The sequence below is a fragment of the Psychrobacillus sp. INOP01 genome (assembly GCF_018140925.1).
Taxonomy (GTDB): Bacteria; Bacillota; Bacilli; order Bacillales_A; family Planococcaceae; genus Psychrobacillus.
Genome location: NZ_CP073315.1, coordinates 527,741 through 552,349, shown reverse-complemented (window position 1 = coordinate 552,349; position 24,609 = coordinate 527,741). Strand labels below are relative to the sequence as shown.

28 protein-coding genes, 1 riboswitch and 1 other annotated feature are annotated in these 24,609 nt (G+C 35.3%); of the genes, 25 read left to right on the top strand and 3 right to left on the bottom strand.

The window, feature by feature from the left end:
* Positions 1 to 90: 90 nt before the first annotated feature.
* The 3 genes from KD050_RS02845 to KD050_RS02835 all read left to right on the top strand — a co-directional run bounded on the left by KD050_RS02845 (position 91) and on the right by KD050_RS02835 (position 4,107).
* Complete coding sequence (locus tag KD050_RS02845; RefSeq protein ID WP_211894761.1) at positions 91 to 1,794, top strand: sensor domain-containing diguanylate cyclase; 1,704 nt, start codon at positions 91 to 93, stop codon at positions 1,792 to 1,794.
* A 110-nt stretch (positions 1,795 to 1,904) separates the two neighbouring features.
* Positions 1,905 to 2,825, top strand: a complete 921-nt coding sequence (locus KD050_RS02840; protein ID WP_211894760.1) for a hypothetical protein — start codon at positions 1,905 to 1,907, stop codon at positions 2,823 to 2,825.
* Positions 2,809 to 4,107 (top strand): VanW family protein, encoded by a 1,299-nt coding sequence (locus tag KD050_RS02835; RefSeq protein WP_211894759.1) that lies wholly within the window; start codon positions 2,809 to 2,811, stop codon positions 4,105 to 4,107. Before KD050_RS02840 ends, KD050_RS02835 begins: the two co-directional genes overlap by 17 nt.
* A 47-nt stretch (positions 4,108 to 4,154) precedes the next feature.
* On the opposite strand, the gene KD050_RS02830 is transcribed toward KD050_RS02835, so the two are convergent.
* The 3 genes from KD050_RS02830 to KD050_RS02820 are packed head-to-tail and all read right to left on the bottom strand — an operon-like array spanning position 4,155 to position 6,568.
* Positions 4,155 to 5,690 (bottom strand): hypothetical protein, encoded by a 1,536-nt coding sequence (locus KD050_RS02830; protein ID WP_211894758.1) that lies wholly within the window; start codon positions 5,688 to 5,690, stop codon positions 4,155 to 4,157.
* Between the two features lie 15 nt (positions 5,691 to 5,705).
* Positions 5,706 to 6,116 (bottom strand): PulJ/GspJ family protein, encoded by a 411-nt coding sequence (locus tag KD050_RS02825; RefSeq protein WP_211894757.1) that lies wholly within the window; start codon positions 6,114 to 6,116, stop codon positions 5,706 to 5,708.
* Between the two features lie 23 nt (positions 6,117 to 6,139).
* Positions 6,140 to 6,568, bottom strand: a complete 429-nt coding sequence (locus KD050_RS02820; RefSeq protein WP_211894756.1) for a type IV pilus modification PilV family protein — start codon at positions 6,566 to 6,568, stop codon at positions 6,140 to 6,142.
* A 110-nt stretch (positions 6,569 to 6,678) separates the two neighbouring features.
* On the opposite strand from KD050_RS02820, the gene KD050_RS02815 reads away from it, so the two are divergent.
* The 22 genes from KD050_RS02815 (at position 6,679) to KD050_RS02710 (ending at position 24,605) form a co-directional block, all read left to right on the top strand.
* On the top strand, positions 6,679 to 8,316 hold the full coding sequence (locus KD050_RS02815) for a GspE/PulE family protein (protein WP_211894755.1): 1,638 nt from the start codon (positions 6,679 to 6,681) through the stop codon (positions 8,314 to 8,316).
* Positions 8,317 to 8,334: 18 nt separating this feature from the next.
* The gene (locus KD050_RS02810; RefSeq protein ID WP_211894754.1) at positions 8,335 to 9,375 is read left to right on the top strand and encodes a type IV pilus twitching motility protein PilT; all 1,041 of its coding nucleotides are present in this window, start codon (positions 8,335 to 8,337) and stop codon (positions 9,373 to 9,375) included.
* On the top strand, positions 9,375 to 10,583 hold the full coding sequence (locus tag KD050_RS02805; protein WP_211894753.1) for a type II secretion system F family protein: 1,209 nt from the start codon (positions 9,375 to 9,377) through the stop codon (positions 10,581 to 10,583). Before KD050_RS02810 ends, KD050_RS02805 begins: the two co-directional genes overlap by 1 nt.
* Before the next feature lie 68 nt (positions 10,584 to 10,651).
* A riboswitch (cyclic di-GMP riboswitch) is annotated at positions 10,652 to 10,735 on the top strand.
* Positions 10,736 to 10,759: 24 nt separating this feature from the next.
* The gene (locus KD050_RS02800) at positions 10,760 to 11,188 is read left to right on the top strand and encodes a competence type IV pilus major pilin ComGC (protein WP_211894752.1); all 429 of its coding nucleotides are present in this window, start codon (positions 10,760 to 10,762) and stop codon (positions 11,186 to 11,188) included.
* A gap of 90 nt (positions 11,189 to 11,278) precedes the next feature.
* On the top strand, positions 11,279 to 12,250 hold the full coding sequence (gene pilM / locus KD050_RS02795; RefSeq protein WP_211894751.1) for a type IV pilus biogenesis protein PilM: 972 nt from the start codon (positions 11,279 to 11,281) through the stop codon (positions 12,248 to 12,250).
* An 11-nt stretch (positions 12,251 to 12,261) separates the two neighbouring features.
* Positions 12,262 to 12,864, top strand: a complete 603-nt coding sequence (locus KD050_RS02790) for a PilN domain-containing protein (protein ID WP_211894750.1) — start codon at positions 12,262 to 12,264, stop codon at positions 12,862 to 12,864.
* On the top strand, positions 12,861 to 13,871 hold the full coding sequence (locus tag KD050_RS02785) for a LysM peptidoglycan-binding domain-containing protein (protein ID WP_211894749.1): 1,011 nt from the start codon (positions 12,861 to 12,863) through the stop codon (positions 13,869 to 13,871). Before KD050_RS02790 ends, KD050_RS02785 begins: the two co-directional genes overlap by 4 nt.
* A 27-nt stretch (positions 13,872 to 13,898) precedes the next feature.
* Positions 13,899 to 14,654 carry a prepilin peptidase gene (locus KD050_RS02780; protein ID WP_211894748.1) on the top strand — a complete coding sequence of 252 codons (756 nt, stop codon included), beginning with the start codon at positions 13,899 to 13,901 and terminating at the stop codon, positions 14,652 to 14,654.
* Positions 14,655 to 14,739: 85 nt separating this feature from the next.
* Positions 14,740 to 15,381: a hypothetical protein gene (locus tag KD050_RS02775; RefSeq protein ID WP_211894747.1), complete on the top strand. Its 642-nt coding sequence runs from the start codon at positions 14,740 to 14,742 to the stop codon at positions 15,379 to 15,381.
* Positions 15,382 to 15,476: 95 nt separating this feature from the next.
* The gene (locus KD050_RS02770; protein WP_211894746.1) at positions 15,477 to 16,079 is read left to right on the top strand and encodes a Maf family protein; all 603 of its coding nucleotides are present in this window, start codon (positions 15,477 to 15,479) and stop codon (positions 16,077 to 16,079) included.
* Positions 16,076 to 16,774, top strand: coding sequence for a RadC family protein (gene radC, locus KD050_RS02765; RefSeq protein WP_211894745.1), 699 nt, complete (start codon positions 16,076 to 16,078; stop codon positions 16,772 to 16,774). The genes KD050_RS02770 and radC overlap by 4 nt, the downstream gene beginning before the upstream one ends.
* A gap of 95 nt (positions 16,775 to 16,869) precedes the next feature.
* A complete protein-coding gene (locus KD050_RS02760) occupies positions 16,870 to 17,889 on the top strand; it encodes a rod shape-determining protein (protein WP_211894744.1) in 1,020 nt (339 codons plus the stop codon).
* Positions 17,890 to 17,902: 13 nt separating this feature from the next.
* Positions 17,903 to 18,805: a rod shape-determining protein MreC gene (mreC, locus tag KD050_RS02755; RefSeq protein ID WP_211894743.1), complete on the top strand. Its 903-nt coding sequence runs from the start codon at positions 17,903 to 17,905 to the stop codon at positions 18,803 to 18,805.
* A complete protein-coding gene (gene mreD / locus KD050_RS02750) occupies positions 18,802 to 19,329 on the top strand; it encodes a rod shape-determining protein MreD (protein ID WP_211894742.1) in 528 nt (175 codons plus the stop codon). Before mreC ends, mreD begins: the two co-directional genes overlap by 4 nt.
* 35 nt (positions 19,330 to 19,364) lie before the next feature.
* Positions 19,365 to 20,036 (top strand): septum site-determining protein MinC, encoded by a 672-nt coding sequence (gene minC / locus KD050_RS02745; protein WP_211894741.1) that lies wholly within the window; start codon positions 19,365 to 19,367, stop codon positions 20,034 to 20,036.
* A gap of 1 nt (position 20,037) precedes the next feature.
* A complete protein-coding gene (minD, locus tag KD050_RS02740; RefSeq protein ID WP_211894740.1) occupies positions 20,038 to 20,838 on the top strand; it encodes a septum site-determining protein MinD in 801 nt (266 codons plus the stop codon).
* A gap of 868 nt (positions 20,839 to 21,706) precedes the next feature.
* On the top strand, positions 21,707 to 22,252 hold the full coding sequence (locus KD050_RS02735; RefSeq protein WP_211894739.1) for a hypothetical protein: 546 nt from the start codon (positions 21,707 to 21,709) through the stop codon (positions 22,250 to 22,252).
* Positions 22,253 to 22,322: 70 nt separating this feature from the next.
* The gene (locus KD050_RS02730) at positions 22,323 to 22,841 is read left to right on the top strand and encodes a site-2 protease family protein (RefSeq protein ID WP_211894738.1); all 519 of its coding nucleotides are present in this window, start codon (positions 22,323 to 22,325) and stop codon (positions 22,839 to 22,841) included.
* Positions 22,842 to 22,892: 51 nt separating this feature from the next.
* Positions 22,893 to 22,971: a sequence feature (ribosomal protein L21 leader region), on the top strand.
* A 12-nt stretch (positions 22,972 to 22,983) separates the two neighbouring features.
* Complete coding sequence (gene rplU / locus KD050_RS02725) at positions 22,984 to 23,292, top strand: 50S ribosomal protein L21 (protein ID WP_211894737.1); 309 nt, start codon at positions 22,984 to 22,986, stop codon at positions 23,290 to 23,292.
* Position 23,293: 1 nt separating this feature from the next.
* Entirely contained in the window at positions 23,294 to 23,629 is a 336-nt protein-coding gene (locus KD050_RS02720; RefSeq protein ID WP_211894736.1) for a ribosomal-processing cysteine protease Prp, read from the top strand.
* A 12-nt stretch (positions 23,630 to 23,641) separates the two neighbouring features.
* Positions 23,642 to 23,932: a 50S ribosomal protein L27 gene (rpmA, locus tag KD050_RS02715; protein WP_211894735.1), complete on the top strand. Its 291-nt coding sequence runs from the start codon at positions 23,642 to 23,644 to the stop codon at positions 23,930 to 23,932.
* 139 nt (positions 23,933 to 24,071) lie between these two features.
* Positions 24,072 to 24,605, top strand: coding sequence for a Spo0B domain-containing protein (locus KD050_RS02710; RefSeq protein ID WP_211894734.1), 534 nt, complete (start codon positions 24,072 to 24,074; stop codon positions 24,603 to 24,605).
* Positions 24,606 to 24,609 lie beyond the last annotated feature (4 nt).

Genomic DNA, 24,609 nt, shown 5'->3' with positions numbered 1-24,609 from the left:
AACTTTCAGAGAACTTAGTGATATAATAATTTTAGTTCAAAATGTGTATTTAGTATTAGTTATTTAGACTGAAAGGAGATTAATAGTCAGATGGATATTTCAAAAAAAGCTAAGATGAATATTTTCCTTATGTGGCTATTAATTGTGCCTATTGGTATTTGTATAGTTTATTTGACTTCGCCAACGAAACCAAGTGACTGGGATCATTACATCTATTTTCTTATACTTGCTTTACTCACTACGATCTTCCCATTTTTTATAGCGGGATCATTGATGGTGCTTGTTCAATGGGTTAATCTAGCTATCTTTTTAAAATTTGGGATTCTTGCAGAACTAATTTCCATGCAATTATGCATCCTACCAATCCTATTCCACATGAAATTAACTAAAGAAACTAGATATAAGTTGTATTATAATTCATTTATGTTTTTTTGTATTTCCATCATTTGCGGTTCTCTAGTCTTGTGGATAGGATATGAAATCGGAACTTTAGTTATAAATGAAATTCTTTTGTATGGTAGTATCTATATGTTGTTAAATATAGTATTGAATCATCTCTTCTTGTATTTAAGAGAAGTGTTTACGGGATTAAAACCAAAATTCTTTACAAAGGATTTTAGCTGGGATTTTATTTGTTTAATAATTACACTGCCTTTTGGGATTAGTATATATATATTAGAAGGTCGTGTAGGACCGATTGCGTTTATATTACTAGGAGTGCCGTTCCTAGCAATCACACTATTAATACGTATGTATAATGATTCAGAGAAGGTAAATACTGATCTGAACAAGGCGAGTGAATTTGGTCATCAACTCGCGGAGCGGATGACTACTACAGAAGTTTTAGATATGTTCCTGAGGAGAATGTCTGATATGTTCCCGTTCGATACGGGTTATATCGTAGACAATGTAGATAGTGAATTCTTTATTTTGCGTGCTATAGAAGATGGGGAAAACAAAGAATTGGAATATGTCCATGAAGATATAAAATATAGCCTAGCAGGTAAAGGATATGAAAAAGGAGAACCAATTCTTTACAATAAACAGGCAGAATGGACACATATGAAACCACCATTCTTAGCAGATGATATGCAAAGCGTAATGTGTGTGCCTATATACAGAAATCAAAGAATTGAAGGCGTTCTTGTATTGGCCGCAAGAGCGAAGTTTGCATTTGAATCTTATCAACTAAAAATTGTTCACCTGTTATGTTCGTATTTTGCTGTTTCATTAGAAAAAGCCAGATATGTAAAAGAAGCAGTGGAGAAAAGTGAAGTTTGTGATCTAACGAAGATTTATAATTATAGATTCTTAGATAAACAATTGAAATTGGACATGTCGAAGCTGAATAATGGAGTATATAGTACAGTTTCATTGATCATGATGGACATAGATAAATTTAAAGCAGTTAATGATACTTATGGACATCACAGTGGAAACCTCATCTTACAGGAATTTGCAAAAGTAATTCAAAATGAAATTGGTTCAAATGGTACAGTTGCGAGATATGGAGGAGAAGAATTCGTTATTCTCTTACCTAATTATTCAAAACTACAGGCGAAAAATATTGCCGAGCAACTTCGTCGAAAAGTTGAACAAACTCCATTCATGGTACCTCTCGATTTAGGTGAAGTATCACGAGAAGAAATAATATTCATAACTGCAAGTATTGGTGTCTCTACAGCACCAGAAGACAGTGACGAAGGAATGACCCTACTTCGAAATGCAGACCGTGCACTGTATATAGGAGCGAAGCAGGCGGGTAGGAATCGGGTTGCAGAATATGTGAAATAGAGCCAGTCAGATACTATTCTGATTGGCTATTTTATTGTAGATTTTAGATATTTTCATATTTTATTATGGATCGTCCATGTATAATGAAATATAAGAGAGGGGATGAAATGATGCTTTTTAGTATTTTATTAATAGTAAGTGTATTAATCACTTTACTATTAGTTTACTTTATTCGACTTTCTTTTGAAAAAAAGCCTATTTATATTGTGATACTTATTTCTGGAATTACTGTTTTATTTTCATATATTACTTCACAAAATTTGTCGTTATGGTTGGGGATATTATTTTTCTTTGGCATAATCGTTTCTTCTGCCATTTTACTTGGAAAAAGAAAAGAATGGTTAGTAAAGAAAGAGGAAATTGGACAGGCTCAAGTACCTAATAGAAATTTACATAGAGTAAAGAAGCATTTTGAAAATTCTCAAGGAAGATCGATTTATGACGAAGAAAAAAGTCCTCTGTATATACCGAAGGAAATTAACGAAGTAGATTCTATAATAGAAGAAAGTTCTTTTGAAGACTTTTTATTAAATAAACAAGAAGTCGATTTAGCAACTTTAGAAAACAAACAAAATGAATTAGATCCTTTGGTCGAACTGCCAGTTTCAGAAATTATTATTCCTATAGATGACCTAGAGGAAATTGTTGCACCGGTTGTTCCAGACCCGTCCTATGAAGCTGCTTTACAAGAAGCGGCTATGACAGAGATAAATATGGAGCTTAATGATAATTCAAAGGAAAAGTTAGGTCTGACCGTCAATAACGAGACTGAACAAATAGAAGATGCGGAAGAATTATCAGATAAATGGATGGCTAGAAGATTTGATGCCTTGCTGGGCTCAGAGGAAAATCCATTACAAAAGTCATTTCAAGAACCAGATCCGGAAGAAATTATCCGTCCAAATCTTGATGATCTTTCTACTTCAATTCAAGAAACAAAAGAAAAGTTTGATAAAAGAAATGATTTCGAAGATATATCTGCACAATATTTCAATAAACAACGGAGTGATTTAGATGGAACAAAAGAATAGTATACAATTCTTCCTTCTTGTTGCCGGAGCTAGCTTATTTTTATTTGTTTTAACCTTTGGACTTTATAGTGTGGCAAATGCTTTCACCAATGAAGGAGAGAGTGATGGTTATTTTGATGAAAATACATGGATCGGTCCCATCATGGTTGATGGTTTATCAAAGAGTCAGGCAACTCAACTTCTCACTCAAGAGATATCTGATTGGTCGATAAATCAACATTCTTCTCTACAATTTATTTTTGAAGAAAGTATTTTAAATGGCGAAATTATACAATTCCTGCTCGAAGAGTCAGTGGAGCAAGCGGTATCAGAACAACATAATTTATTAATCACACGTATTAATGGGGAAGAATGGGAGACTGCAATTGACAATCTCCAATTAGAGGAGTATCGCGAATTAATAGATGAAAAGCTTCTACAACAACAGATTTTAGAATCTGCTTCTAATTTAACAATAATGGATGAGCCTATTCATATAACGAGGTATTTAAAATCACTAAGTGATGAAAAAATGTTACTGACTAGCGAGACTATCAAGTTAGACGAAACTTCTTTTGGATCATTTAGCTGGATACAGAAGCATAGCGAAGTGGAAGTGAAAGAAGACCAAGTATTCTCTTTAAATGAACTAGTGCGATCTGATTCAGAAGGGTTATACAATGCACAATTTCAAAATGAAGTCTCTTCGCTTCTATATAAAGTCGCTTTAAATAGTCCGTTCTCTATATTAGAACGTCACATCACAACGAATAATGAATTTAACAGTGAAATAGGATACGAAGCATTTATAGATAAGACACATGATTTACGTGTTAAAAATGAATATGGTTACCCAATAACAATTGAGTCCAGTCTAGTAGGTAATGAACTTACGATTTCTATTTTTAGCGTAAACACACCGGTCTTCATACGTTCTGCTAGCGATGAAAAGAAAAATCTAAACCAACGAGTGATTGTTCGTCCTATAACTCTAGACCAACAAGAACGTAAAGTTCCTGGGAAAAATGGGATGGAAGTAAGTGTGAAAAGGAATGTATTTCTAGATGACTCACCATGGAAAAGTTACGATGTTACTATGGATACATATTTACCAGTTCACGAAGTTTGGTATAAATGGAACGACAAGTTACTAAATTCATCAGGAACTTCGAATGGAACAACTGCAGATTTCGGAAATGAAAATGTGGACTCTTCTTCAACCACTCCTCCTACAATTGTGACGGAAGATAAAGGATATGTCGAAGTAGATCCTGAACTTGGAAATGGGTATGTGGGGAAATGAAAAACAGTGAGCAGACAATTTAAGTGTCTGCTCACTCTTTGTTTTGACTACTTATAAATAATTTCATTAGTAAATCCATCGATAGTAGGTGGTGGAATTACTACATTTTCATATGATGGATTGGATGGACTTGAATTTGATCCGAAGTTACAGATTCTATCAAAGTTGACTTTTGAAACATATTCAACATGCTTTAATTTTTTTATTTCAGTTGTATCTGTTACAGTCTCATCTAGAATTACTAAAGAACTATTATCGTTCACTTGAACCTGCTTTTCGTTAAAATCTTTGTTTCTAACACAAAAAATTGAATCTTCCTTAAGTCTGATTATATCCTGATTATTTTTTGTGGTATCAAATTCTAATTTATTTACCAAAACCTTAGAATTTGTGAATTCTCCTTTATTCTGTGCGTAAAATTTTGCGATTCCATCAATTTGAATATGGCTATTAGAAATGGTATTTATTTCAGTAAACTCAGCATCCATATTTACTTGGATAGTGCTATGATTCAACTTGTTAATATTATTAAATTTTGCATTTTTAGCGTATAAAGTAAGATTATTGCCATCCAATGGTCTGTTAAATGTAACTTTATTGCCAGAGTAAATTTTTAATGATTTCATATTATTTGTGGTAAAAAGCTCAATGTCGTCTGATGCATATATTAAGGAATTTGAAGCGTTATCTAGCTCTTTAAATACGGCTTTTCCGTTTATATAATAATTTCTATCGTTAATTGGTTTTAAACTTTCCATTGTAATGTTCGAATTAGCATAAAAATTAGCGAGGCTCTCAAAGTTTTGATTTATATTTTGTATATGAGAAACGCCTGTATAATATAAATTTAATTCTTTGAGTTTATTTAATCCATTTATCGTATCGGAATAACAAGTATTTTTAGTTTGATTTGAACTCATTAATTCCGAACACTTTCTTGTGCCAAGGTGATAATTTGTATCTGGAAAAATAGGTGGAGTTATCAATTTACCAATTCCATTTCCTCCATTCCCAGAACCGTCATCACTACCACCGTCACCAGTAATAGGAGTTGATGTAACTAAATTTGTAGGGAAATAAAATTTAGCAGAAATAATTTTGACTTCTTCCTTTAGTTTGCCTTCAACTTCTATTGTTAAATTTTTTGGATTCTCAACAGAAAAAGATGGTTGAGTAACTAATCTAAAATATTTATGCGCGCTTGGATCTAATGTTGTTTTTTCGGTTTGCCCAAGTGTAATTCCTTGTACTTCATCTCGAAGTTCAATAAGATTATTATCATTTATTTTTTCAATTTTAGTTTGTTTTTCTGTATCTGTTAATTTTGTATCACTCTCTACCGCATTCACTTCAACAACTGTTTTCTGTCTATAAATCTCAACTAGGTTAATTATTTCGGCTCTATAGTATTCTACGCCCATTTCTGCAATAGCAGTGACTTCATAAGTGTCATCTGTAATCTCAACTTGTTTTTGTTGTGTTATAGCAGCAAATGCGAAAGTAGAGAATAGGGATACAATGACGATAATTATGATGAGGGTAAGTATTAATGTATATCCTTTTTCATTTCTAATTATTTTCATGTTTTAATTAACTCCTTACTTTAGTTTGCTAAAAGTAGTTTCTGTTTCAAGTTGAATGGATGAATTTTCAGTAGATGATAACGTTAGTACAAGGTGAAACTCTTTATTCGGAAGATTAATTGGTTCATTTATTTGATATAGTACATTATCTTTATTAAAAGGGAATTCTCCTTTATCGCTTATTATTAATAAGGTAGAACCAGTTGATTCAATTGATGTTATTGTTGAGGAAGTATGCATTTGCTGTATTGTACTAAGAATTAAATTTGTTTCCTGTTGTAATTGATTTTTAGAGACTTCTGCATCGTTATATTTTAATGATTGAAAGAAAAGTCCCCAAATAACGCTTCCAAATATTGTGAATAATACAAGTGCCGCGAGTAATTCTATTAATGTGAATCCTTGTTGATCCAGTCTTTTTTTCATACGTTATACTCCTCTTGAGAAAATCAATTATGCTCCATATAACCATAGGTTGATGTTAAAACAGTGGACTTATCATCTAAGACTTCAATTCTAATTCTATGTAGTTTTTGAATTTCACCACTTATATCTAAGTTAGCATATAGTGATATCTTGACTTTAAAAGATTTATAAGTTCCGTCGATTATTGTTAAATTTGAATTTATATCAATCGAAATATTAGTGATGGGTAAGCTATCCCCATTCTTTATAGATTCAAAGGTCAACTTCTTTATTTCAACCAGCAACTCTTTTCCCACATTTGCTGCTTGAAGATTATCTTCTGTTTTATGATTCATTAGAGTCATTTGAGGGAACAAAGACATAAATGAAATGATTACGATAGAGAGAAGTACAATAGAGGCTAAAACTTCAATCAGTGTTAATCCTTTATTATTATTTAATTTGTTTCTCATATTCTACCAATCACCCTTTATAATTCGTAAGATTCAGCTACCTTTTTATCCTGTGTATCCATTATACTATTTAGTATACTATATCTTAAACAAGTTAAGGAGCGTGAAAAATGGCTATTCGAAAAAGACTTGGAGATTTGTTAGTTGAGGCAAGTATAATATCAGAAGATCAGCTTCAAATGGCGTTACAAAAAAAGACACCTGGACAGAGACTAGGGGATGCCCTCGTTGAACGTGGCTATTTGACTGATCGCCAACTTATTGAAGTATTGGAATTTCAACTTGGAATTGCTCACGTCGCACTTAATTTATTTCCGATAGATACGAAACTTATCCAATTGGTAGGATCAGATTATTCAAGACAAAATTATGCCCTACCTATTGAAAAAGACGAACAGACGATAAAGGTAGCTATGGCAGACCCACTTGACTATGTTGTAATTGATGATATCGAATTGATGACAGGCTTTACGGTGCAGCCTGTTATTTCTTCCCGGAAAGATATTTTGGAAACGATAGATAAACTAACAAAAGAAGCAGCATCTATAGCATTAACCGAAAATTTGTCACAAGAAGGGGCGAATGAGGATGAAGCCCCTGCAATTCGTCTGGTAAATCAAATATTATCACGTGGGATTCAGATTCAGGCTAGTGATATACATATTGATGCACATGAAGACAAAGTGTTAGTAAGATACCGTGTGGATGGTTTACTTGCGACGGATCGAGTAATACAGATGAGTCAATTTCCATCTTTGGTCGCACGTATAAAAATCATGGCAAATCTAAATATTACCGAATCTCGTTTACCGCAAGATGGGCGGGTTCGGTTAACACAAGGTCAACAAACAATCGATATGCGTATTTCCATATTACCTACAGTTTATGGGGAAAAAATGGTTATTCGATTATTAGATTTAGCTAATGCCGTGAAGCCAATTTATCAACTAGGTTTCAATAAAAGGTATGTACAAACATTTATAGAGTTAATAGAAAAACCAACTGGTCTTGTATTGCTTACGGGTCCGACTGGGTCGGGGAAAACGACGACGCTTTACTCCGCTCTTCAACATATAAATCAAGAATCCGTTAATATTATTACAATTGAAGACCCAGTAGAGTACCAAATGGAGGGGATTAATCAGGTTCAAGTAAATCCTCATATCCAGTTGACGTTCGCAAGTGGTTTACGTGCAATTTTACGCCAAGATCCAAATATTGTTATGGTGGGGGAAATAAGAGATGAGGAAACTGCTGAAATTACCATTCGTGCAGCGTTAACCGGGCATCTCGTGTTAAGTACACTACACACAAATGATGCGATCAGTACTATTCCGAGACTTCTAGATATGAATATTGAGCCCTATCTAGTTATTTCAGCATTAAATGGTGCTGTTTCACAAAGATTAGTACGTAAAATTTGCGACGTTTGTAAAGAAGAATATATTCCTTCTTCAATTGAGCAAGAATTATTTGATAAACGATTTATTAAGGTTGAAAAGCTATTTAGAGGTAGGGGCTGCAAAGCTTGCAGTGAAACTGGTTTTAAAGGTCGATTATCAATTCATGAAATTTTCGTAGTGGACAATGAAATTCGTGAGCTGCTATATAACAATCGTAGTATGACAGAAGTGAAAAGAACTGCAATGAAAAATGGGATGATCCCTTTAATTGATGATGGACTATTGAAGGTGAAAGCGGGTTACACCACAGTTGAAGAAGTACTACGTGTCGCAAAAGTAGAGTAGGAGAGGAGGATTACAATTATGAAAGAAAAGCTACATCAGTTGTTACAAGCCTCTTTTGAACTTGGAACCTCTGATTTACATTTAACAGTTGGTATGCCCCCAATGATGCGATTACATGGTGAATTAAAAAGATTTGGACAAGATATATTAAAACCAATAGACACGGAAGAAATGGCCAAAGTAGCTATAGTTCCGAATCTATGGGACACATTTATAGAAAAGGGTGATCTCGATTTCTCATATAGTTTACCTGGAGTTTCTCGATTTCGTGTAAATGCGTACTATCAACGAAATTGTGTGAGTCTTGCCTTCCGTGTAATACCAAAAGTAATTCCAACTTTCGAGGATTTAAATTTGCCAACTATCTTACATGATATTGCAAAGAAACCTCAAGGACTAGTATTAGTAACAGGTCCGACTGGTTCAGGGAAATCTACCACACTTGCATCGATGATTCAAGAAATGAATCAAACTGTCAAAAAACATATTATTACATTAGAAGATCCAATCGAGTATTTACATTCTCATGGCACCTGTATTATCAATCAACGAGAAGTGGGTTTCGATACAAAAACTTTTGCATCTGGATTAAGAGCTTCGCTACGACAAGATCCTGACGTTATACTAGTTGGTGAAATGAGAGATTTAGAAACAATTTCTACAGCAATTACTGCAGCAGAAACTGGCCATCTAGTACTTGCTACATTACATACAACGAGTGCTTCTATGACGATTGATCGAATCATCGATGTTTTTCCGCCCAATCAGCAGCCACAGGTAAGAATTCAATTGGCTTCCGTACTTCAAGCGGTTATTTCACAACGACTTTTCCAATCCATTACTGGTAAAGGTAGAGTAGCTGCATTTGAGATACTTTTAAATGTTCCGGCAGTAAAAAATCTAATAAGAAATGAAAAAATCCATCAAATTCATTCCGTTATGCAGTCAAGCAAATCGATGGGTATGCAAACAATGGAAAGTGAACTAGAACGTCTAGCTAAAGAGAAATTAGTATCAAACGAACAACTAGAACCCTATTTTGCGGAGAAGATGGTATAATGGCTTATTTTCAATATAATGGGAGAGATAAAAAAGGAGAAATTGTGAAAGGTATCATGCGTGCTCCAACAGCTGATGATGCAAAATTAAAGCTTCGTAAAAAAGGTATAGCCGCGCGAGAAATTTCGATGAAAACTGGTTTTTTATACCAAGATTTAAATTTAGGAAGTGGAAAAGTTCCCTTCAAGGATTTAGTTATTTTTATTCGTCAGTTTTCGACTCTCATTAAAGCGGGTATATCCATATTAGATGCGACTTCGATTTTAAAGGATCAAACTTCGCAAAAAAAATTGAAGCAAGTTTTGGCTGAAATAGAAGAGGATCTTCGAGAAGGACATCCTTTTTCAGTTGCAGCAGAGCAGCATCCTAAAGTGTTTCCAGTATTATTTACGAATATGCTAAAGGCTGGGGAAGCGGGTGGACAATTTGACGAGATTTTAGATCAGTTAGCAGTCTATTATGAAAAACAAAATGAAACGAAACAAAAAGTGCAGTCTGCGATGATTTATCCGGCAGTACTTGGTATTGTTGCAGTAGGTGTTGTTATTTTCATGATAGGGTTTATCGTTCCTAGATTTGCGGGTATGTTTACATCATTTGGAGCAGAACTGCCATTCATTACACAATTTCTATTGGATTTAAGTGCTATTTTTCAAACTTGGTGGTGGGTAGCTCTAATATTAATAATCGGCATAAGTATAGCAGTAAGTGTACTAATAAAACGTGATCCATATCGATACTTAGCTCACAGTATAATACTTAGACTACCAATTTTTGGTCCCGTTATTCAAAAGTCAACACTTGCTCGAATGACAAGAACTCTAAGCAGTTTATATGCTGCTAGCGTTCCAGTGACTCAATCGTTATTAGTAGTCCGCAATGTGGTGGAAAATGCGGTTATTGAAGAAATTATTGAAAAAGCTAGTAAGAGTGTTCAAGAAGGTAACTCTTTAGCAACTCCTATGCTGGGTCATTGGGCAATTCCTTCATTTGTATCACAAATGATTGTACTTGGTGAAAAATCGGGGACACTCGACTTTATGCTGGCAAAAGTTGCAGATTTTTATGAGCAGGAAGTGGACACTGCTGCTGAGAGATTGAAGTCTCTAATAGAACCTGCGATGATTTTGTTTTTAGCAGTAGTCATTGGAGGAATCGTGGCAGCTATAATGATTCCTATGTTTTCAATCTTTTCAGAAGTTCAGTGAAAAAAGGTTAAAAGAACTATGTGAAAAGACTTGATATTTTAGTAGTTTTAACCGATATTATTAATAATAGATGTATTGGAAGCGAAGAGTAATTGTCGAATATTTGGGCACTTAGACGATTAGGAGCAATTAGTGCACCCACCCATGCAAATAATTTGTAATAAGGGGAGAATAAAATGAAAAAATGGTTGAAAACGATTAAGAATGAAAAAGGATTAACGCTTATCGAATTATTAGCAGTTGTAGTTATTTTAGGGATTATTGCAGCGATTGCAGTACCGTCAATTTCAGGAATAATTGATAATACAAAAAAAGATGCACATGTATCGAATGCTTTAATGATTATTAGTTCTGCTAAATTAGCAGAGGCGAGTGGTGCTTGGGATACTACTGCAACTTCTACTATAAAGGGAAGTGATTTAGTAGCAGGAAAGTATTTAGATTCTATTCCTAAAGATCCGGATGGGGATGTTGGTTATTCAACTGTTATTGTAAAAAAAGAAGGTATAGTTTATTCAATTAATCTTGTTGGTTCTAAAAGAAAATTAGATGCTTCAGAAACTGACTTAAGCACTAAGGGTAGAGAAGTAGTTAAAGCTAAATAATAAAATTTTATTTGTCAATAGCCCTTTGCATTCGTGCACGGGGCTATTATACTTATATCTATAGTTTTTAAAAGAAAGGCAGGGACATGAATGCTTACATATTGGAAATCACAACCTGCTGTTTTTATTACTTTTACCCAAAGATACATACGTATTTTAGTTGGTGGGCGGAAGAATGAATATATTAAGTTTATACAACAAGTGATTGAAGAGGGGACTTTCCAGTCGGGTCAGATAGTACATGAAGAACGACTTATTCAGCAATTGTCGTCCATTGTCAAAAAACATAAACTACAAGGTATACCAACCTTTTTCTCTTTTTCTCAACATGATTTACTTTTGCGTTCCACTACAATTCCTCAATCCGTTCCTCCGAGTGAATGGAAAGGTCATCTATATTTGGAACTAGGAGAATCTTTTCATCTGCCTTTTTCCGATCCTATTATAGAAATTGTAGGGGATAATCGAGTAACAGGGAAAGACGAAGTTATTGCCCTCGCTGTTCCTGAAAAAGACGTCACTACGATTGAACGGGTACTAATGAAAGCAAAACTTAGACCGGTTATTATTGATGTTCCGTTTTTAAGTTTATATCGTTTATTTGCAGAAATGAACAAGTTAGAAGAATCTGCGCATGTGCTACTAATTCACTTAGAATTAGATGTTATGCAGTTAAGTATGTTTCATGATCATAAACCAGTTTATGTACGAACAATGGGTATTCGACCATTTGAGTCTTTTTCAGGATACGAGACACGCACTGGATTTCAATATATCCAAGTAGATGGAAATGAAATGGTGCTAGAGGATCATCTTGCTATCATAGAGAAAGAAGTTGCTCGTCTGCAATCATTTTATTTATATAATTTACGAAATGGAAAATACTCTATTGATACGATTTGTATTGCAGGGGATCACCCACTGATCCCTATTATTGCTTCTAATCTACAGACGACTGAACTCTTATCTGTGTATCAAATGACGGATGATAAATGGGCGACAAAAGAGGGTGTCCATATTCCCGCTTCTTTTGCAGAGCTTGTTGGACTTTCCTGGAAATAGGTGAATAGATAATGTATATAGATATAAACTTACTTCAGAAGAAAACGAGAAAGATAGAGTGGCTAGCCGTTGCGATTATTCTTGGTATTACTGCTCTGTCTACGGTTTTTTTTCTGTATTACTTACACCACCAAGAGAAGACTGTTGAACAACAGCTAGAAACCAATTTAGAAAATGAATTATTATTGAAGCAAACGGAGCAACAAAATATAGAGACTAGTCTCTCTGATAAAGAGCATTTAGAGATTCTCGTAGAATGGGCGGAGAGTAAACCAGTTCCTACTGTATTTTTGTTAAAACACTTATCACAAAGTCTCCCAGAACACGGGTTTATAAAGCTATTTACTTATACTACTAATAATTCTTCTGTATCACTTATAGGACAATTTGAATCTAATACTGAGGCAGCGCACTATTTAACAACGCTGAAAGCTTCGCCGTATGTTATGGAAGCAACCTTAACATCTCTCGCTACTGATATTGATACTGAGGTAGATATCACAGCTGTTAGTGATACACAACAGTTTCAGCCTCGTGTAGAAGCAAACTATGAAATTATTATAGACATAGAAAGCTTAAAACAAGCATCGGTTGAGGAGGTGCCTGCCTCATGATTCATTTTCAGAAGCAACATTGGTTAACGATTATGATAGGAATATTTCTTATATTTACTGTGGGTATTTTATATTATTTCACTTCATTTTCAACTTTGAAAGTGCATAACTTTACTCTAGAAAAACAACTGACAAATGTAAAATCAGATCAAACTACAGAAATCGATATGGAAAAGTTACAGCAAGACTTATCGGACCTAGTTGTAAAGGTACCTGTTGAAAAGCTAGTAGATTCCATTATTCTCGACCTTGAAGGTGCAGCAGTTGGCTCGGATAGTATTATATTGAATGCGGCTTTTTCTGACGTGCAGAAAGAGGAGCAACCAGTTTCACCAGCAGAAGATACTTCAATAACAGAACAGCCAACTGAAGAACAGTCATATGATTTAGATAATGAGAATGGTGAGTTACTCCCACTAGAGGAAGTGGTTGTAATAACTCCTGATGGATTAGAAGCAATTTCTATATCCTTAACGGTATTATCAAAAGACTTCGATGCTTTGACAAAGTTTTTAGAAAATATCCGAAAAAATCCACGCATTTATGTGGTTGAATCTTTTTCATTTCAAGGGTATGAAGAAGGAGAAGTATTACCAGGACCACAGGAAGATCAGCTTGAATACAGTGTAGTACTTTCTACATATTACGCACCTGTAATAACTGGAGTAGCGAATAAATTTGGATTAGTAATTCCCCCTATTTCTAATAAAAATAATCCGATATATGATGTTTTGGAGGAGCGGCAAGCTCCATCAATTGAAGAAACACCATTGAATGAAACAGAGACTGAGACTGAAGTGGAAGTAGAAGAATTTACTGAGGATGTTTCAGTACAAGGGGAACCTGAAAAGCCTTCCATTAAAACATATAAAGTGCAACCAGGAGATACACTCTATTCTATTTCTATGAAATTTTACAGATCGCGCACGGGAGAATCCATTATCAAAAAAGCCAATAAGCTAAAATCTGATATGGTGATTATTGGTGAAACATTATTAATACCATAATATGAACATGAAGGTAAAGAGGTAGATATGGAAATTATAATCATTTTTTTATTTTTCTTATACGGTCTAGTTTTCGGTTCCTTCTTTAACGTAGTAGGCTTACGCATTCCAAAAGGGGAGTCGATTGTTCGTCCGCCTTCCCATTGTACGATTTGTAATCGAAATTTAACGTTTAAAGATCTTGTGCCTGTATTTTCTTTTGTAGTTCTAAAAGGAAAATGCCGAGGGTGTGGGACAAAGATTCATTGGGTGTATCCAGTGATGGAACTAGTGACTGGCCTTCTTTTTACCTTTGCTTACTATCAGTTAGGTTTCACTTTGGAGCTAGCAGTTGCTCTATTGTTTATTTCACTTTTAGTTATAATTACGGTGTCGGATATTGCGTATATGCTAATTCCTGATAAAATACTGTTATTTTTTTTGATACCTTTAATAGTGTTAAGAGTATTTGAGCCACTTAGCCCCTGGTGGGATAGTATTATCGGTGCGGTTGTTGGTTTTTGTGTGTTATTCCTCATCGCGGTTGTGTCCAAGGGGGGCATGGGTGGAGGGGATATTAAGCTATTCTTCGTAATAGGTTTAGTTTTGGGCTGGGTTCCAACTCTATTGACTCTATTTTTAGCCTCTATTATTGGTACGGTTATTGGTATTATTTCTTTAAGGCGATCTAAACAAGGCAGAAAAACACCTATTCCATTTGGTCCATCGATAGCTATAGCGGCTATTATCGCTTATTTTTATGGTGAGTTGCTTGTCGATTGGTATGTAAATTTGTTTTTTTAACTCGATAACTTTTTTGGACGAGCCGACATAGGTCTCGTCTTTTTTTATAATCTTCGTGATAAGGTTATGAAAAAGAGGTGATTCTATGCCAATTGGTAGACGCAATAATACGAGAAAAAAAGTAATATTAGCTGGCATACAAGGATTGATCATTGGAGTTGTAGGAGTACTATTGTTCGGATTAATATTAAATTTAGCTAATGATAAGAAAGCTGAAAGTGAAGAGGCCGAAATTACGACTCCTAAAGATGAAGGCAAAAAAGTAGAGGTTACAGGAGAAGTTGAAGAGAAATCTCTTCCTTTCCAAGCAAAACAATACGGCATGTTCACTTCTAAAGAAAGTGCGATGGCTTTTATAGGATCACAGCCTTCCCTTGCAAAAGCAAGTATTTTCCAAGTGGACAACCAGTTTTTTGTTTGGAGTGATTTATACGTTACAACTATTCCTACACAAGAAGCAGATGTATTACCTACCTTTATAAAAAGTTTGTACGTTTCGACTAAGGGTTGTGAAGATCCTAAAGTAATAAAAGTAATGGAATTAATACAACAAGAGAACTTAAGTAAAAATTTTTTCGAGTCTCTTGATAAAAAAGAAGAGTATCCAGATGATTTAATGCAAATAGTTCAAGCTATATCAGCGTTTTCAGATGTTCCTTCTGTCATGAGATCACATATTTTTTCTCATTATGTTGCGACGAATAATTGTTTGAAATTGAATTTTTGACGTTAATTTCGCGGCAAAAATTCAATTGTTGTTTTTTATACACAATTTCTATTTTTTCAATAGTTTTGTATGCTATTGAAAAGGAGGAATAAGAATTGAAACTAACAACTAACAATCGATTTATTTTAGCTAGTGAGTCACCTAGAAGAAAGGAACTCTTTAGTAAACTCGGTATTCCATTTGAGGTTATTGCTTCAGGAGCTGCAGAAATAGTGGAAGGAAATATTTCTGTAGAAGAAGTGGCAATAAATATCGCTATTGGCAAAACAACTGCTATTTTAAATGAGAATCCTTCAGCAATCGTCATTGGGGCGGATACAATTGTAAGCTTTGGGGATGAATTATTGATGAAACCGAAAGATAATGCTGAAGCAAAAACTTTTCTACAAAAACTTTCAGGAAATACGCACCAAGTTACTACCGGTGTTGCTATTTATGGTGAGAGCTACTCGATTAGTTTTGCTGAAACTACTTCGGTGAAATTTTTTGATCTTACTGAAGGACAAATAGATGCTTATGTGGCAACGGGAGATTCTTTAGATAAAGCAGGGGCTTATGGAATTCAAACAATGGGTGGATTATTCGTCGAAAGTATCCAGGGAGACTATAACAATGTTATTGGACTTCCAATCAGTCGCTTGTTTAAAGTATTATTGTCACTACGTTTGATAGAAATTGAGCGGGTGGTAAATTCATGAATTCTAAGTTACCGCCTTCCCTTATGATTCGTGATGTACATGTGTCTGATCGTCCAAGGGAACGACTAGTTAGACAAGGTCCCTCAAGCTTATCTAACCAAGAATTGATCGCAATCCTGCTTCGTACCGGTACGAAGCAGGAATCTGTTCTTCACCTCGCTAACCGTGTCCTCAATTATTTTGAACAAATTCAGGAACTAAAAAATGCTTCCATCGAAGAAATAACTGCCGTTAAAGGTATTGGACAAGCAAAAGCGGTCCAACTACTAGCGGCAGTTGAACTGGGGAAAAGACTATCTCAACAAAAGACTGATGGCAAATTTACGATTCGTTCTCCGAAAGATGCGGCTACTTACTTAATGCAAGATATGACTTCATTGAACCAAGAGCATTTCGTCACTCTATTTTTGAATGTCAAAAATCAAATCCTTCACAAACAAACAATTTTTATTGGATCTCTTAATGCCTCGATAGTACATCCTAGAGAAATTTTCCGCGAAGCTGTAAAACGTTCAGCTGCCTCGATAATTTGTGCCCACAATCACCCTTCCGGTAATCCTGCACCATCAACAGAAGATATTGACGTGACGAAAAGACTATATGAAGCAGGTTTAATTATGGGCATAGAATTGCTCGATCACGTGATTATCGGTGATCACCAGTTTATCAGCTTAAAAGAAAAAGGGTATATGTGACACTGTGCATTTTCCGTTCTATCAGTTATAATGAGTGTTATGACTTTATGACAACGAAGTGAAACTTGCTTGAGATAGAAAGGGAGTAAATAATTGTGTTTGGATTTGGATCAAGAGATTTGGGTATAGATTTAGGAACAGCGAATACGCTAGTTTTCATTAAAGGAAAAGGGATTGTGCTCAGAGAGCCATCAGTTGTAGCGAAAAATGTACAAAACGGCGCTATTGTAGCGGTAGGGAACGATGCGAAAAATATGATCGGTCGTACTCCAGGTTCAATAGTTGCAATTCGTCCTATGAAGGATGGAGTTATCGCAGATTTTGATACAACTTCTGCAATGATTGAATATTATTTGAAAAATGCAATGAAAGCATCTGGAATGTCATGGAGCAAACCAAATGTCATGATTTGTGTGCCATTTGGTATTACCTCTGTGGAGCAACGAGCGGTAATTGATGCTGCTAAGCAAGCAGGTGCACGTGATGCTCTAACAATAGAAGAGCCTTTCGCAGCTGCAATTGGTGCAAATTTACCTGTATGGGAACCTACTGGTAGTATGGTCGTTGATATAGGTGGAGGTACTACAGAAGTTGCGGTTATATCATTAGGCGGCATTGTTACAAGTGAATCAGTTCGTGTTGCAGGAGATTCGATGGACCATGCTATTACTGCATATATCCGAAAAACATATAATTTAACGATTGGTGAACGTACAGCAGAAGCGATTAAAATTGAAATTGGCTCTGCGAGAGTGTCCGATCAAGTTGACAAAATGGATATTCGCGGACGTGATCTAGTTACTGGGTTGCCAAAAACAATTGAAATTACCTCTAAAGAAATTTCCAATGCGTTACGTGAGTCAATTTCCTCTATTATTGATGGGGTGAAAAAGACATTAGAACAAACTCCACCTGAATTATCAGCGGACGTGATGGAGCGAGGAATCATGTTAACCGGTGGTGGTGCATTACTGAAAAACCTAGACAAAGTTATCAGTGATCAAACGAATATGCCTGTATTTATTGCAGAAAATCCTCTAGATTGTGTTGCAATTGGTACTGGAAAAGCGTTAGATCATATGAATCTATTGAAACGTCAACAAACAAAACACTAAGGAGAAGTGTGATATGCCACAATTTTTTTCGAATAAGCGATTAATATTGCTGCTTGTAGGGATGATTTTTCTTGTGGCGCTCATCAGCTTTTCTTTGCGAGATCGAAATCATGCATCCCTGCCTGAACAGCTGATCAAAGATGTGGTCGGTTTTGGACAATCTATGTTTTCCAAGCCGACCCAGTATATAACGGGTGTTTTTGATAATGTAGAATCTTTACTTAATACATATGATGAAAATAAACGATTAAAAGTTAGATTAGAAGATTATGTAACACTTCAAGCTTCAGTAAATGATCTACGTCTTGAAAATGATGAGTTGCGCAAAATTGTCGATAAGGAAGAGGATCTTCGTGCGTATAATCCTATCCAATCGACTGTAATCGCTAGAAACCCCGACCAATGGGAAGAAAAAATTATTATTGATAAAGGTGAGATCCACGGAGTAGATGTAAATATGGCAGTGATGACTTCCCAGGGGTTAATAGGGAAAGTAATATTAACCACACCTTATACGTCAACTGTGGAACTTTTATCTACACAAAATCCAAACTATCGAGTTTCAGCTGTAATTGCTGAAGGTCAAGAGGTTTTTGGACTTGTTGAAGGATATGACGAAAAGCGTAAAGAATTAATACTAAAAAGAATCGATTCTGAGTATGAAGTGAAAGTAGGGCAAAAAGTAACTACTTCTGGGCTAGGTGGAATTTTCCCGAAAGGAATTCTAATCGGAGAGGTGACAGAAGTTACAACCGATGATTACGGGTTAACTAAATTAGCATACGTTAAACCTGCGGCTAGTTTCTCAATTTTAGATCATGTAATTATTTCTAAACGTACGATTACTTCAGTGGATGGTACAGATGGAGGAAATACAGAGGCTGATCTAACAGAAGGTGCAGGGGACGGCTCATGATTCGTTTTCTAGTTATTGCGATTTCGGTTCTATTATTTTATTTAGAACCGATTTTTGGTCTTTTTTCGCCAATTGAATTGAATAGTGATTTTTATGTATTAGTTCCACGTTTTCTTATCATCTATCTAATTTTTGTAGCCATCTATTATGATCGGAAACGTGCAATGCTTTATGGTTTGTTTTTTGGGCTCTTGTATGATGTCTTTTTCATTGATATTATTGGATTATATTCTTTTATATATCCTCTAATGTGTTTGGTTGCTAGTTTTACCGTTAAATACATTCACCAGCATCTATTGGTTTCTACAATTCTCACCTTGCTTCTAGTAGCTGGGGTAGAGTTATTATTGTTCTTGTTTTATACTTTTATCGGTATTAAAACGATGACCTTTACTTATTTTTATCAACATAATCTCATTCCTACAATGATTGCAAATGCTGTATTTTTATTAATGTTCGGATGGGCTTTTAAATATATTCTTCTAAATCGGTTTAATCAAAAAGCCTTATTGCTTCAAAAATAGCTTGTTGATTTAACAGTAAATCTGAGGTGACTTGATTGACAAAAAAGCAGTTAATATTCATTAAAGGAACGAAAGAGGGCCTTGTATTACGCCTAGACGATCAGTGTTCATATGCAGAGCTTTTAGATGAATTAACAAAAAAGGTTTCTGATGAAGGGTTTGAAGGTCAAGCAGAAGTACTTTTACATCTAGGTTATCGTTATTGTAACGATGAACAAACGAAAGAAATTATATCTTGCGTCCAACAAACAGAACATCTACGCGTGACTAAAATTCAAAGTGAAGTTATGACAGTGGAAGATTGTAATAAAAGATTACTAGAAAACCAGTCAGAGACTTATGTAGGAATTGTTCGTTCAGGACAAGTCATTACTGCTTTAGGGGATCTGGTAGTTGTCGGTGATGTGAATCCAAACGGAAGAGTCGTTGCTGGAGGGAATATTTTTGTTCTCGGTCGACTAAAAGGAATTGCTCACGCAGGGTCATCTGGAAACAAAGAAGCAGTTATAGCTGCTTCTTGGCTAGAGGCAACGCATTTGATCATCGACAATGTGGTAGAAACGATGACTGATGAGCTGGCTGTTCTATCAGAGCATCCCGAAATGGAATGTGCTTATTTACATACAAATGGTTCAATAGCAATTGATCGATTACAAGATCTTCGTCTGTTAAGACCTAATTTATCAACATTTAAAGGAGGAAGCTAATGTGGGAGAAGCAATCGTTATAACTTCAGGTAAAGGTGGTGTCGGTAAAACGACAACAACAGCTAACCTTGGAACTGCATTGGCCCTGCAAGGGAAAAAAGTTTGTTTAATGGATACGGATATTGGATTGCGTAATTTGGATGTAGTTCTCGGTCTGGAAAACAGAATTATCTACGATTTAGTAGACGTTATAGAAGGTCGATGTAAAATTCATCAAGCGTTAGTGAAAGATAAACGCTTTGAGGATAGACTTTACCTACTTCCAGCAGCTCAGACTGTGGACAAAAATGCCGTAAATCCAGAACAAATGAAAGAACTTGTTTTAGAGTTAAAACGTGAATATGATTATGTACTAATTGATTGCCCAGCTGGTATTGAGCAGGGCTATAAAAATGCGATAGCTGGTGCGGATAAAGCAATTGTAGTCACTACGCCCGAAATTTCAGCTGTACGTGATGCAGATCGTATTATTGGTTTACTTGAGCAAGAAGAAACAATCGATCCACCTAAGCTAATCATCAATCGAATTCGTCAGCATTTGATGAATAACGGAGATGCACTGGATATAAATGAGATTACTACTCACTTATCGATTGATTTATTAGGAATTATCGCGGATGATGAAAATGTTATTACTTCTTCTAACAAAGGTGAACCTATCGTTATGAATCCCGCTAACAGAGCGGCACTTGGATACCGTAACATTGCTCGCCGTATTTTGGGAGAATCAGTACCATTAATGTCTATGGACCTTCCTAAGACAGGTGTTTTTTCTAAGATCAAATCTATTTTTTCTAAATAATATATATGAAACCGACTGCCGAAATTTGATGCAGTCGGTTTATTTTTTGATTAAAAAAGAAGAATTATCATAGAACCCAGTGTCTGTAGTAATTTATAGAAATAAAAGATACACAGATTTTCGTTTCAGGTGGACGCTTTCCACGGGGTGAGCGATGAGCCATCACCGCCGCTTCGCGTACGGTTGTGATGGCTCATCTGTCTCACTAATCCCGTTGGAGTCGCCACCTTCCACTTCAATCGATTAAGAGAGCAGCATCCAACATTAAGATTAGAAAAGTCTATTGTCAAGATGATAGGATTAGTTTAAGTTATTGTAGTGAAAATACTATTTTGTAATCGGTATTGAATTAGGGATGCTCTCATTTTTCTAAATTACAGTGAAAGCTTACGTGAGTAATTGTAGGGGGTTAATTCATTTATTTACCACATTATTAGTGATCGAGGCAGTATTATAGTACTGAAATGAAAGTGAAAATGTAAGCATACGTAAGTGCGCCCGAAATTGTATTTTCGGGCGTTTCTTCAACAAGTAAGAAAGAATTACTTCCCTTCTTCCGAAAAGCTTTATGAATCTGTTTCTTAAAGTTAAAGGGGGGCGACGGACAGAAAAAAGCCATAGGATCACCGAAAAAAAAGGAGGGTCGTGACTGAGTCACGCCCCTCAAGATTCCCGGTAATGATATAGCCTTAGTCTGTCCAAAGCCATTCGAAAACGATTCGTAACAGTTTTTGTACTTAATGGGTCACTTAAGCTTTTCATATAAAGTTAAGAACCTATCATCTATTTCCTCAAAATCTCTTCAAAAAATAAGTACATATTCATTAAACAACTTTGTCCTTCATATATTCTTCTTAGGGGGAATGTTATGCTTTCGAAAAGAAAATGGGTACTTTCATTTATATTTGTATTATCATTTGTTTTATTATCAAAGTTAGAAGGAAATAGTACTTTATCCACCAATTATGCCAGCCTATTATTAGAACCTCAAAAACCAACAGAAATATATAAACAAGTAGTGGCTTGGATTACTCGTTCAGATGAATTAATCAGTGTTAGTGCACCAGTATCTAATCCTCCATTAATCGAATATAAATCGATTCAGCCTTTAGAAGACGGTGCAGTTCTATCAGTTGATAAATCCCAAGACCTGTATGCGTCTGAAGATGGACTAATTATTTATACTGGTTATAGAAAGAAGACTGGTAAAACGATGTCTATTTTATATGATACTGGAGAAACAGCTACATATGGTTTTGTAGATGAGTTCCGTCAATTGCCATATACGACTATAAACGCGGGAGATATATTTGGCACTATCGATAACGAAATTCTTTATGTTCAGGTGGAAAAAGAAGGGGAGATGTTGGAAACGGATGAGCTGATTGAGTGGCTTGCCGTAACCTATGAATAAACAACTATTTCGTGTACACCCTATAATGATTCCTTTTTTTCTTTTCTTTTATTTATCTGGGGAAATAGCTATGTATGCACTCGTGTTTGGTTCGTTGTTGGCTCATGAACTTGGCCATCTATTTGTTGCAGTATGTATGGGTGCAAAAATTCAATCTTGCATTATTTTACCATATGGCGGTGAAATTAAGATGGAGCAATTCTCTAAGCTTACGAAAACGATGCAGGTGTGTGTAATCTTAGGAGGGCCATTTAGTACGCTTCTTTTACTCTTATTTGGTATGCTCGTAGATTTTCCTCAAGCTAATATATTTATCATGATTCAATATCTTATTTTAGGCTTAAATCTATTGCCAATCTTCCCTTTAGACGGAGGACGGATCATACATTCTATTTTTCCAGAGAGGTATGAGGAGCTGATCGGCTTTTCGGGATGTATTTGTGTTATCATTTTTGTGATAAGTTGTTTTTATTTTCCGAAAGGGTTGGCTTTTACGCTTATATTTTTGTTTCTTGCCTTTCAAAACTTTTCCTACTGGAGATTTCGTAAGTACAAGCTTGCATTTGATTGGATAACGAAAAGCGCTTGACTATGAATATTATGTGTGATAATATTTTAATGTTATCGTTTGTAGCAGCACCCGTTGCTACAACCGCTCTGAAAAGGTTCAAGTATTCGAGTTTCGAATCACCTTTTGGAAGGCGAGTCTTAGTCTAAGAGGAGGTGCAAGTATGTACGCAATTATTGAAACTGGTGGTAAACAAATCAAAGTTGAACAAGGGCAAGAAATCTACATTGAAAAATTAGATGTTAATGCTGATGAAGTTGTAACTTTTGAAAAAGTTTTATTCGTAGGTGGAGAAGATGTTAAAGTTGGCGCTCCATTCGTGGATGGTGCTACAGTTACAGCGAAAGTTGTAAAAAATGGCAAAGCTAAAAAAATTACAGTCTTCAAATACAAAGCGAAAAAGAACTATCACAAAAAACAAGGTCACAGACAGCCATACACTAAATTAGTAGTAGAATCTATTAGTTTATAAGATGATTAGAGTGACTATAACAAAAGACCAATCCGGTCATATTCATTCTTTCGAGATGAAAGGCCATGCTGATTTTGCGGAACATGGAAAAGATTTAGTATGTGCAGGAGCTTCCGCTGTATCCTTTGGTGCAGTTAATGCTGTGATCGCACTTACAGAAATTACTCCCATACTTGCGCAAAAAGGGGACGGAGGCTATTTATACGTCGAGGTTCCAAGCATTTCAAATCTGGAAAAGGCTGCTCAAATACAGCTGATTTTAGAAGCGATGGTTGTTTCTTTACAAACAATTGAGCAAGATTATGCCAAGTATATAAAAATAACCTTCAAAAAGTAGGAGGTGGAACATATGTTAAAATTAAATCTTCAGTTTTTCGCATCCAAAAAGGGAGTAGGTTCGACTCGTAATGGTCGTGACTCTCAATCGAAACGTCTAGGCGCTAAACGTGCTGACGGACAATTCGTATCAGGTGGATCAATTTTATACCGTCAACGCGGGACTAAAATTCATCCAGGTGAAAACGTTGGACGTGGGGGAGATGACACACTTTTTGCGAAAGTTGACGGTGTAGTGCGCTTTGAGCGTTACGGCCGCGACAAGAAAAAAGTAAGTGTATATCCTGTAGCTCAAGAAGCTTAATGAATAATAAAAGGACTGCATTTATGCAGTCCTTTTTCATTTCAAAAATTTCATAAAAGTAAGGTATACTCTAAAAGCATAAAAGAACTATTCCTGTTATACTAGAGAAGATAGTAAATGTTGGGGTGTGTATACTGATATGGATCATAATGAGATTACTTTAAATGAAGTACTTCGGCATACAATGCATGATTTTTTAAATAACATGTATCTATTACAGATGAACTTAGATATGGGAAAGCCCGAGGAAGTTAGGGCCTTGATAAAAAAGTATTCCCAAAAATGCAATCAATTCTTTGATTTAAATAATATTGGCTTATATAAAACAAATGAATGGCTACAAACATTTAGTATTAAATATAATCAATTAACTTTAGATGTTCAAACATCTCTTCTAAATAGAAAAGCAGATAAGTACGATGATGCTTTGATAGATTATCTAAATAGATTTGTGCAAGCTATTTACCCGCATTTTAGAGGATATCAAGAGCAGTTACTGAAACTTCATATCATTTCAGATGAATTTTTGGAAATACTAATAGATATTCGGGGAGATTGGTCTAATAATAACTGGCAGGATGAACTAACAGAAGGGTTATTTCAGCTGGAAATATTAGAAGCAACCAACAATTCGATAAAAGTAAAACTAATTGCAAGTGGAAGATTGGAGTGAAATA